The organism is Acinetobacter sp. YH01003, assembly GCF_013420525.1.
In the GTDB taxonomy this organism is placed as follows: domain Bacteria; phylum Pseudomonadota; class Gammaproteobacteria; order Pseudomonadales; family Moraxellaceae; genus Acinetobacter; species Acinetobacter towneri.
Map to the genome: position 1 here is coordinate 1 of NZ_VOXY01000027.1, position 9,722 is coordinate 9,722.

Genomic DNA, 9,722 nt, shown 5'->3' on the forward strand with positions numbered 1-9,722 from the left:
TTAAGTTCTTTATCCGACATAGACACCAACATATCAAACCGTCCGCTAAGAAAATTGCAACAGCGCATATTCTAAAAGCGGACATTTTTACTTTGGAGAAACCGGACATTTCTATTTTGGAGTTACATATTCATCTCGTATAACAGCCATTATGTTAAATGGATTTAATTTTGCTTAGCCTTATATTCATTAAATGCTTGAAGCATTTCTTTTTTCTGTTCTTTGGAGGCATCTGTATATGAGTAAAATCTTTCATAATCTTTTCTAAATTGGCTACTTTCAATCCTTTTAGCTAAGCCATCAATAAAACCTTTTCCTTGAGTCTGATACTGCTGAATCGTTTGTTCATCTAAGCAGATAGTTTTCTCCCAAGAAATTGCACTCATATTTATAAGAACATTGAGATATATATTTTCGCTATCCTCATATAGTTCCCAAAAATAAGGTTCTATTTCTATAAGCTGCATTCTACTAGTATTCCTAAACTTTTAATTATTTCTAAAATTAACATAATACACGTTATACGAAGCCAAAAATGGGGGCATGCAGCTCCCATTTTTAGTCTTTTATCCGCTTTTTTGCTTCATCATAAACAATGCTATCAGCTCGTTTTCCAACGGTAATTAGCAAAATAACTACCTGATCATCTTTGACCTGGTAAACAAGTCGGACACCAGCTTTTAATAATTTTATTTTATAGCAGCCTGCAAGATCACCTTTAAGCATATTCTTTGGAATATGTGGTTGCTCTATTACCTTAGCTAATTTTTTCTTGAATTGATCTCGTATAGCACTAGGAAGCTTTTCCCATTCTGCAGTGAAGTCCTTATGACGTAAAAGCTTATAAGTCATCTAATGTGACTTCCTCGAACATCTCTTTAGGATCATTAACACGTTTGCGAACAAGAGCTAATAAATCAGCATCTTCCTCTGAGAGTAAAGCTTTTTGTACTGGAAGCTTTCCAGTCGTAGCAATATATTCAAGAATATTAGTAAAGAACTCAGTAGGTGCAATTCCTTGTTCTTTTAGGATGGAATAAGACTTTTCTTTAAGGGCTTCATCGACCCTGAAATTAACAGTAGCCATCATTTTCCCATTTATTGAATGCATGAGAATATTGTAATGCAATATGCATTACAAAGATAGTTCGTATAACAACCACTATGTTAAATGGATAGTTGTTTAGTGGGAAAATCAAGTTTTTGAAATTTCAAATTGAAGTTTTTTCGTTCAATTAGTAATTGTAATTTATATTCTATTGAATAACTATTTCATAACTTTTCCTATCATATTTGGCTGCATACGTAGCTACTTCTTGATTAATCTTTTTATGATTTTTATCTAAATATGAAAAGATTATTGAATCCTCATTGTGCCGCTCGTAATTGATGGCGTATTTATATTCTGAATAAGGATAAAGAGTACCTAAGCTATAAGTTTTTTGAGCACTAATATAAGTTACTTTAAGGTCTGTAATTGGATAATCAGTCTGATTTTTAATAAAAATATATCCATCCTTTTCAAATGGCTGGCATCCTATAAGTAGAACTAATGTAAGACAGTAAAATAGGCTATTCTTCATTTTGGTAGTTCTTCAATTGGTCTTATGAGTCGATTAATAACTATAACTTTTGAGGTATCACAGCTATGATCTACTTCAGTTATCCAAGAATAATTATTTTTTTCTAGAGGATAGGATTCTCCGCCTCCATATGCTGCTTTATCACCTAAAAAATAAGTATCCGAATCTACTTTTAGGCTCTTAGTTTCCGTATCCCAATCTAGAGTTTTTGTAGCAAAAATTGGCAGAACTTTAGAGCCATCAGCATGTTCTAGGTATAGGCATTTACCTTCCCTAATAAGCTTAGCCTCACTATAACTTGCATTATCTGCTCCCCCCGTATATTGAATACGTGGAACAACTATATTTGATTCAATTTTTTCTGTAACTGGACTGCAGGCTGCAAGTAAACTTAATAAAATAAATTCTAATCTTTTCATATTAAAGGAATTTTTTGAGAGAGTAATAGAGAAATTAAAGCAAATTATTCCAAAAGGCTCTGATTAAAAATTGTTAAAATTAGTAGATATATGAGAGGAAATTATGAAAAAATTTTTATACTTCAATTGCTTATCTTTTATTTTTACTTATTTATCTTTGTTTTATCAGAAATATACATTAGTGGATCGTATAGTTGTAGACAAGCTTGGAAAAGTTAAAGTCATTGGAGGAGGATTTCCCTTACAGTTTTTAGTAGATGGTGAAGTATCTCCAGGTGGGAGTATAGCGCTAGATCCTTTAAATATTATTATAGGAATAGATCAATTTATCTTCTTATATTTTATTTTTGATTATTTGTTCTGGATAAGTGTTTTATTTGCTTTTTACATAATTTTGAAAAGGTACAAACTAAAACAGATTTTCTAAAATTAACATAATACACGTTATACGAATTCCCAAGGCATGGCTTTTAGTTATGCTTTTTTTATCAAAAGAGTATACCTGAATGATAGCGAGCCAAATCGCATACAATATCTATCATTAGACTTAATGCAATAATTAAATGATAGTATTATCATTAATCTAATAGAATTAAGATTAAATGATAGAAATGAATACACGTATTTATCTACGAGCTTCAACTAAAGATCAAGATGCAGAAAGGGCTTTGCAGATTCTTCAGGATCTAAACCAAAACTTGAATTTGGGTGAAACCATTGTGTACGTGGAAAACTATAGTGGTACGAAGTTAGACCGACCTGAATTGAATAAGCTACTGTCAGAAGCAAATCAAGGTGACACATTGTTAGTTGAAAGTATTGACCGCTTATCACGCCTAACCCAACGAGATTTTCAAGAGCTGAAGCGCAGGATCCAGGAGAAGGGACTTCGTTTAGTCGTAGCAGATCTTCCTACTACCTACCAAATGATTCAAACCAGTGACAGCATTACTCATTCAATCTTGGAACTCATCAACAATATGTTGATTGATCTTCTGGCAACAATGGCCCGCCTAGACAATGAGAAACGTATAGAACGTATTAAGCAGGGCCTGGCACGTTCGGGTTACAAACCAACAGGCAAGAAGGCAAATGAGGCTAAACATAAACGAATAAAAGAATTGCTAGTAGTTGGCAATATGACTAAGGAAGAAATTGCCAAAGCAGTGAATTGTGGAGTTGCAACTGTCTATCGAGTTGCTAAAGTTATCTAAAAGAGGCTTATCTCAACGCGCCCCCAATGGGGCACCGCTGCATTCAGGTTACTTCACATAAGAAATTTTATGTTAAATGATTGTTAGAAATGCCCCTTGATCGAGGCATTTTCTATAAAGAATACTAAAAACTAATTAAAGCCAACCAAGTTTCAAAACAAGGCAGTTCTCAGCAATCATATTTTTAAATTATATAACTCCCAACTGAGCTTTTGCTCCAACGATAAGGCTTTCATTTTGAGTTTCTAAGGCAAATAAACCATACATCAAAGGAGAGGCCGCTGCTCTTTCTAAAGTCTGTTCATATAGTTTATTCCAAACTTTACCCCCTAGTTTTTCATACTCGATGATTAGAGTTTTGAGGCTTTCTTCTCCAAACAAAGTTACATGCCCAGCAAAATCAATCGCTGGGTCATCTATATGGGCTGTTGACCAATCAATAACGCCTGAAACAGCTCCATCCTTTGAAGCTAGTACATGCCCAGCATATAAATCGCCATGTATAAATTGGGTGAAATCTGCCCATAGAACATCATTATCCAACCATTTTCTGTAGCGGGTTTCCAATTGCTCACTTATACCAATTTCAGATTTTACTAACTGCAAATTGTTTGCTATTTCAGGTCTTAAATCTGAAGGTTTCATAATTTTCAAATCATTTTCCCGAACTTCTTTTTCAGGAATACTATGGATTTCAAATAAGGTTTTTGCCAAAGATGTTATGTATTTCGGGCTATCTTTGTCCATATTCCAAATTATTTCATAGGTTTCAGCATCCAAATTTAAAACAGGATTATCTTTAAGTATGGGATAAGCCACTAATTCTGTAGATGAAATTCTCCAATCAGGAACCTCTACAGAAAGATGTTTTTTTACCAATTCTAAAATGCGTTTTTCTTTCTTGATTTGTTCCCTCATGCCATCACGACGAGGAATACGCAGCAACCATTGTTGCCCCTTTGTATCAAGAGCAAAAACGACCTTAAAATCAATGCCCATTTCATTGAAATTCATTTTGTCCGTAAGCAACAAGCCGTGTGCTTCAGCAAGTGATTGAATATCTTGAATTGTCATTTTTAATTTCCTTTAAAGAGTTCAATAATTAATGTTCGGATTAGATTGGCTATCATTAACAATCTCTCTCAAAAGTCTTGATGATTTTGTGGTCTTTGATCTCGTAGATAATGTCAGCAATATTATCGACCAATTGCTTGTCATGAGATACGAAGATAATAGTTCCTGCATAGGACTTCATCATTGTTTCTAATGCGGCAATACTTTTTAGGTCAAGATAGTTTCCTGGTTCATCCATAAGCAAAATATTATATTTTCCTAAAAGCATTTTGGATAAAAGCAGTTTGATGATTTCACCTCCCGATAAGTCGGATAAGTTTTTTTGAATATCATTCGCTCCGATCCCCATTGAAGCCAATACTGCACGAATTTCCGCAACTGTGTACTCGCACTCTTCCTGCATAAAGGAGAGCACAGATTTATGCGTGTTAAATTTATATCCTGTTTGTGTAAAGTAGCCAATTTCAGCTTTTGGAGATATGGTTAATCCATCAGCACGTTCTGATATCATTTTTAACAAGGACGTTTTCCCTGTTCCATTCGATCCAGTTATAGCGACTTTAGCGCCAAGCGGTATTATAAAGTTAGCGTCATCAAAGATAGTACGGCTACCAAATTTTAAGCTCAGACCATCTGCCGTAATCGGGAACTTATTGTGCAGTTCTAGGGCTGAACTTTGACGAAAACGAATAGAACGCAAATGCTCTGGTGCTTGAATATCTTCTAATGCAGCCAAACGCTTTTCCATACTCTTAGCTGCCTGATACAGTTTTCTTTGCTTGGTGCCAGTCATTTTTGCATGCCCAAGTCGTCCAGCACTTTCGGTAGAGTTTTTGGATTTTTCTCCTTTTTTCTTATTGTCTAATCGATTAGCTTGCTGGCGTTTTTCTTGCACAGCAGATTCTAATCGCTCCCGTTCCTTCATCATCAGCTCATATTCTACGGCTTGGTGTTGTCGCTCTTCTTCTTTTTGACGCAAGTAATCCGAGTAACCACCCCAATATTCCGTAATTTTACCGTCTTTTAACTCCCATATCTTGTCTACAACCATATCAAGAAAATATCGGTCATGACTGATAACAAGTAATGCTCCATCAAATGCTTTAAGTTGACCAATAAGTAGATCTATTCCATTGAGATCAAGGTGGCTGGTTGGTTCATCCGCTAGAATGCCATGTACTTGTTGGGAAAATGCGGCAGCAATTTTTGCACGAGTTTCCTCTCCGCCACTCATTGTGTCGTTTTGTACATTGGAAACACCAAGGCGAGATAACATTGCCCGGTCTTCGACCGTTTCTATTTCGATTCCGCCCAGTTGGCTGATATGTGCAAAATCACCAAAACGCTGTAATGTCGCTTCGGCTAAAACAATTTCGCCATTAAGTACTTTGAGTAAACTACTCTTTCCTGCTCCGTTATCACCCACAAGACCAATACGGTCATAAGAGTGAATTTCCAATTCATCAATATCCAAAACATCACGCCCAGCATAATCCAAGCGTATGTTTCTCGCTTTAATAATTAAACTCATTTTTATTTACTCCTGTTTAGCTCTTGAAATTTTTTATGCAGCAAACAGGATTTAGGTGAAAACAAAAGCTAGCATCACAGTGTCCTCCCAAAAAAAAAGCTATTCATCCACAGGGTGGACAAATAGCTAGTCAATTAAGTTATAACTGGAAACTATGCACTAAAAGCATACTTATAAATTAAGCATACTTTTACTTTATATATCCGCATATATTCTTAAAGACACAACAAAAGCCCACCATTATAAAATAGTGTCACTATGCAAATAGTTGTGTCTTAACGAATGCGGATAGAATGCATAAACTTACCTAAAAAATAAAATTCAGTTTTATGATAACTTTACTGTTAAAAGAAGTCTAGACAACCTTGTTTTATGCTTGGATATAAGGCTTATTTTAATATAAAATATTCTCAAAACTTTTTAACGAGTGAAAAAGTACTCAACCAAATAATAAAACAATTGAATTTAAAAGAAACCGATACCGTTTACGAAATTGGAACAGGTAAAGGGCATTTAACGACGAAACTGGCTAAAATAAGTAAACAGGTAACGTCTATTGAATTAGACAGTCATCTATTCAACTTATCGTCAGAAAAATTAAAACTGAATACTCGTGTCACTTTAATTCACCAAGATATTCTACAGTTTCAATTCCCTAACAAACAGAGGTATAAAATTGTTGGGAATATTCCTTACCATTTAAGCACACAAATTATTAAAAAAGTGGTTTTTGAAAGCCATGCGTCTGACATCTATCTGATTGTTGAAGAAGGATTCTACAAGCGTACCTTGGATATTCACCGAACACTAGGGTTGCTCTTGCACACTCAAGTCTCGATTCAGCAATTGCTTAAGCTGCCAGCGGAATGCTTTCATCCTAAACCAAGAGTAAACAGTGTCTTAATAAAACTTACCCGCCATACCACAGATGTTCCAGATAAATATTGGAAGCTATATACGTACTTTGTTTCAAAATGGGTCAATCGAGAATATCGTCAACTGTTTACTAAAAATCAGTTTCATCAAGCAATGAAACACGCCAAAGTAAACAATTTAAGTACCGTTACTTATGAGCAAGTATTGTCTATTTTTAATAGTTATCTATTATTTAACGGGAGGAAATAATTCTATGAGTCGCTTTTGTAAATTTGGAAAGTTACACGTTACTAAAGGGAATGTAGATAAATTATTAGGTATACTACTGACAGCTTCCAAGGAGCTAAAGAGGTCCCTAGACTAGCAAGAAGTACACAAGAAGCCTTAAAGATTATAGAAAAGCTTTTCCATGAAATGCTTAACATTATTTAATGTTAACATGTGGCTTTGTGGTAACTACCACGAGTGGTAACTTGTAACATGAAAAAAGTTACAAGTTACAAGTGGTTTATTTACGAACATAAAGGCTAGGAAAGCACTTGATAAGTATATCAAGTGCTTTTTTTCCGTTCGATTTTACTATCCAAGATACCGCTTGACGTACCTAATATTTTAGTGTGCTAAGGGCTTTGCTTTTTCTGGTTATAGTTCGTTCAAAAAAGACCGCAAGGGTAAATGCACGATCATAGATCGCCCTTGCAGCTTTTTAATCTCTCCACTTTTTTATAACCAAGCAAACGGTAATCCTCCCTAAAAATAATTGAGTTTAAAAGTAGAAAATCGAATAACCTTGATTTAAGGAGATTTTCTATGAAAACATCTAAGTATTCAGACAGCTTGATCATGAGTATCTTGAAGCAAGCTGAAGCAGGAACACCCATACCGAACTTGTGCCGCGAACATGGTATGAGCTCTGCTACATTCTACAAGTGGAAGTCCAAATATGGCGGCATGGATCTTTCAATGATGACGCGGCTTAAAGAACTTGAGGCTGAAAATGCCCGTTTAAAACGCATGTATGCTGATGAGCGGCTAAAGTCAGACATCTTGCAAGATGCACTTTTAAAAAAGTTTTAAGGCCTGTTCAGCGAAAGTCACTTGCTCAGCAAGCTACTGAGCAATTTAAGATTTCAATCAGCATGGCCTGCTTAATTTTTAAAGTCAGTCAAACGTGTTATCGCTATAAAGCTCGTTTAGATGAAGAGAATCAACAGATTGCCGAATGGTTGATTCAATTAACCAATGATCATAAAACATGGGGCTTCAAGCTTTGTTTCCTGTATTTGCGTAATGTTAAAAAATACAAATGGAACCACAAACGTGTCTATCGCATTTATAAGGAGCTTGAGCTTAATTTAAGAATCAAGCCTAATAAGCGGATTAAACGAGAACAGCCAGAAACCCTTGCAGTACCGACAGCTAAGAATGAATCATGGTCAATGGACTTTATGCATGATCAACTCAGTGATGGACGTAGTTATCGAGTTCACAACGTGATTGATGACTATAATCGCGAGTCATTGGATATATTGATTGACTTTTCATTGCCAGCAGAACGTGTACTGAGAGGACTTGATCAGCTCATTGAATGGCGAGGCAAACCTAAACGCATTAGAACCGACAACGGCCCAGAGTATATAAGTGAGCTGATGGAAAAGTGGTGTGATCAGCATGGTATTGAGCATGTATTTACTCAACCAGGCAATCCACAGCAAAATGCATATGTTGAGCGATTTAATCGTACAGTACGTTATGAGTGTCTAAATCAATATTTATTTCGAGATCTGAGCGAGGTGCAGGACTATACAACTGACTGGCAGTACTTTTATAATCATGAACGACCTCATATGTCAGTAAATGGTTGTCCACCTATTTTTAAACAATAACAAGGCTTTAGATTTTCTACCCATTAATTCAATTAAAAATGGGGGTATTACCTAAGTTTTCTAATAAAAGATCTAAATACGTATCTTTCATCAATTGAGATTCATTGTTATTCAATATATTGTAGGTTGAAAGTATCAAATGTGAAAGTTGAGGATCAGAACGTAGGGTTGATTCGATAGCAAGTTCGATAGGCTCATTAAATATTCCTTCATAGCTTTTTTTTAACCATGCTGGATCTAAATGCATCATTTTATAAGTGAAGCCGAGAGGATCTGGTGCATTACCATCATGAACTTCTTCAGGTTCAAGCATGAAAGTTTGACCTTGATAGCTATCAATAATTTTTTTTCTACAATTGAATTGTTGATGTCCTAACTCTGTTACCCCTATAAGATAACTTGAGTGTAGATGAGGATCGTATGCAAAGCCTTTGAAGTGGGCATGAATTAGTTCTATACCTGTAGACTTATCCTGTGTGACATTGACCCAATTGCTCATATTTACTTAATTAGTCCTAATGGATTTAGCTTATCAAAAATTATCTAATGAAGAAATTCTAAAATTAACATAATACACCTTATACAAAATGCCCTTGTAAGCCCTTAATCAAGGGCATTTTTAGTCTCTACTTAACATAAAATTTTGGTGGTGCTTCAAAAAGTATGCTGCCTTTAAATGAAGCCATTATTGATGTAAAAGAAAAGAAGGCTAAATCAAAAGCTTTAAAATGGTTTTCAAGCTTTTTTGAAAAATTACAGCTTCTTCTGAAGCTACGCCTAATTCTATGCCTTATTTTGCAATTATTGCCTTCAATACCTACAGTAAAAAATTTACCAATACTTTGCTTACCATTTTTAAAAGCAGTGATGAAACTGTCCCAATGATCACTTGCAATTCGGGTGTAGTGAATATCTAATTGTTTAAGCTTTGTCTTCAATTGTTAGACTGTAGCTAAATCTCGTTTACCCCAAACATAAGCAACAATTTCACCTGTTTCTCGATGATAGGCGTAAATAAGCCATTGTTTATTCTTTTTATTTCCAACAAAATTCCAGAACTCATCTACTTCGAGAGATTCATAATGACTTTGCTGAGGCTGAATTTCATAGGTTGATTCAGTTAAAGTACGTAAAACTTT

11 protein-coding genes and 1 pseudogene are annotated in these 9,722 nt (G+C 35.0%); 4 read left to right on the forward strand and 8 right to left on the reverse strand.

Annotated features, from left to right (window positions below; translation table 11 throughout):
• Window positions 1–164: 164 nt before the first annotated feature.
• From FTT70_RS12975 to FTT70_RS12990, 4 genes are all read right to left on the reverse strand, one after another.
• Window positions 165–467 carry a hypothetical protein gene (locus FTT70_RS12975; protein WP_136144098.1) on the reverse strand — a complete coding sequence of 101 codons (303 nt, stop codon included), beginning with the start codon at window positions 465–467 and terminating at the stop codon, window positions 165–167.
• A gap of 91 nt (window positions 468–558) precedes the next feature.
• Window positions 559–852 carry a type II toxin-antitoxin system RelE/ParE family toxin gene (locus tag FTT70_RS12980; RefSeq protein ID WP_004733298.1) on the reverse strand — a complete coding sequence of 98 codons (294 nt, stop codon included), beginning with the start codon at window positions 850–852 and terminating at the stop codon, window positions 559–561.
• On the reverse strand, window positions 842–1,087 hold the full coding sequence (locus FTT70_RS12985) for a type II toxin-antitoxin system RelB/DinJ family antitoxin (RefSeq protein ID WP_070154357.1): 246 nt from the start codon (window positions 1,085–1,087) through the stop codon (window positions 842–844). The genes FTT70_RS12980 and FTT70_RS12985 overlap by 11 nt, the downstream gene beginning before the upstream one ends.
• Before the next feature lie 492 nt (window positions 1,088–1,579).
• Window positions 1,580–2,002, reverse strand: a complete 423-nt coding sequence (locus FTT70_RS12990) for a hypothetical protein (protein ID WP_004676061.1) — start codon at window positions 2,000–2,002, stop codon at window positions 1,580–1,582.
• A gap of 103 nt (window positions 2,003–2,105) precedes the next feature.
• Between FTT70_RS12990 and FTT70_RS12995 the strand changes: the two genes are divergently transcribed.
• Both FTT70_RS12995 and FTT70_RS13000 read left to right on the forward strand, forming a co-directional pair.
• A complete protein-coding gene (locus FTT70_RS12995) occupies window positions 2,106–2,429 on the forward strand; it encodes a hypothetical protein (RefSeq protein WP_004676058.1) in 324 nt (107 codons plus the stop codon).
• Between the two features lie 175 nt (window positions 2,430–2,604).
• Window positions 2,605–3,216, forward strand: coding sequence for a recombinase family protein (locus tag FTT70_RS13000; RefSeq protein WP_015060246.1), 612 nt, complete (start codon window positions 2,605–2,607; stop codon window positions 3,214–3,216).
• A 189-nt stretch (window positions 3,217–3,405) separates the two neighbouring features.
• Here FTT70_RS13000 and FTT70_RS13005 read toward each other — a convergent pair whose 3' ends face one another.
• Complete coding sequence (locus FTT70_RS13005) at window positions 3,406–4,290, reverse strand: Mph(E) family macrolide 2'-phosphotransferase (RefSeq protein WP_000155092.1); 885 nt, start codon at window positions 4,288–4,290, stop codon at window positions 3,406–3,408.
• A gap of 55 nt (window positions 4,291–4,345) precedes the next feature.
• Window positions 4,346–5,821 (reverse strand): ABC-F type ribosomal protection protein Msr(E), encoded by a 1,476-nt coding sequence (msr(E), locus tag FTT70_RS13010; RefSeq protein WP_000052512.1) that lies wholly within the window; start codon window positions 5,819–5,821, stop codon window positions 4,346–4,348.
• A gap of 372 nt (window positions 5,822–6,193) precedes the next feature.
• Here msr(E) and erm(B) point away from each other — a divergent pair, with 372 nt between their 5' ends.
• Together erm(B) and FTT70_RS13030 are read left to right on the forward strand one after the other, a co-directional pair.
• Complete coding sequence (gene erm(B) / locus FTT70_RS13015) at window positions 6,194–6,946, forward strand: 23S rRNA (adenine(2058)-N(6))-methyltransferase Erm(B) (protein WP_154320141.1); 753 nt, start codon at window positions 6,194–6,196, stop codon at window positions 6,944–6,946.
• A gap of 561 nt (window positions 6,947–7,507) precedes the next feature.
• A protein-coding gene (locus FTT70_RS13030) for an IS3-like element ISAba20 family transposase (protein WP_087514472.1) occupies window positions 7,508–8,583 on the forward strand; the annotation gives its coding sequence in 2 pieces (ribosomal slippage) (window positions 7,508–7,760 and window positions 7,760–8,583; 1,077 coding nt in all).
• A 28-nt stretch (window positions 8,584–8,611) separates the two neighbouring features.
• On the opposite strand, the gene FTT70_RS13035 is transcribed toward FTT70_RS13030, so the two are convergent.
• Window positions 8,612–9,082, reverse strand: coding sequence for an AraC family ligand binding domain-containing protein (locus FTT70_RS13035; protein WP_020753607.1), 471 nt, complete (start codon window positions 9,080–9,082; stop codon window positions 8,612–8,614).
• 173 nt (window positions 9,083–9,255) lie between these two features.
• Window positions 9,256–9,722: pseudogene (locus FTT70_RS13040) on the reverse strand (IS1 family transposase); the annotation flags it as partial.

Coding starts and splice junctions, on each gene's coding strand:
- FTT70_RS12975 (WP_136144098.1), bottom strand. CDS start 467: ATGCAGCTTATAGAAATAGAACCTTATTTTTGGGAACTATATGAGGAT.
- FTT70_RS13035 (WP_020753607.1), bottom strand. CDS start 9,082: ATGAGCAATTGGGTCAATGTCACACAGGATAAGTCTACAGGTATAGAA.
- FTT70_RS12980 (WP_004733298.1), bottom strand. CDS start 852: ATGACTTATAAGCTTTTACGTCATAAGGACTTCACTGCAGAATGGGAA.
- FTT70_RS12990 (WP_004676061.1), bottom strand. CDS start 2,002: ATGAAAAGATTAGAATTTATTTTATTAAGTTTACTTGCAGCCTGCAGT.
- FTT70_RS13005 (WP_000155092.1), bottom strand. CDS start 4,290: ATGACAATTCAAGATATTCAATCACTTGCTGAAGCACACGGCTTGTTG.
- FTT70_RS12995 (WP_004676058.1), top strand. CDS start 2,106: ATGAAAAAATTTTTATACTTCAATTGCTTATCTTTTATTTTTACTTAT.
- FTT70_RS13000 (WP_015060246.1), top strand. CDS start 2,605: ATGATAGAAATGAATACACGTATTTATCTACGAGCTTCAACTAAAGAT.
- FTT70_RS12985 (WP_070154357.1), bottom strand. CDS start 1,087: ATGGCTACTGTTAATTTCAGGGTCGATGAAGCCCTTAAAGAAAAGTCT.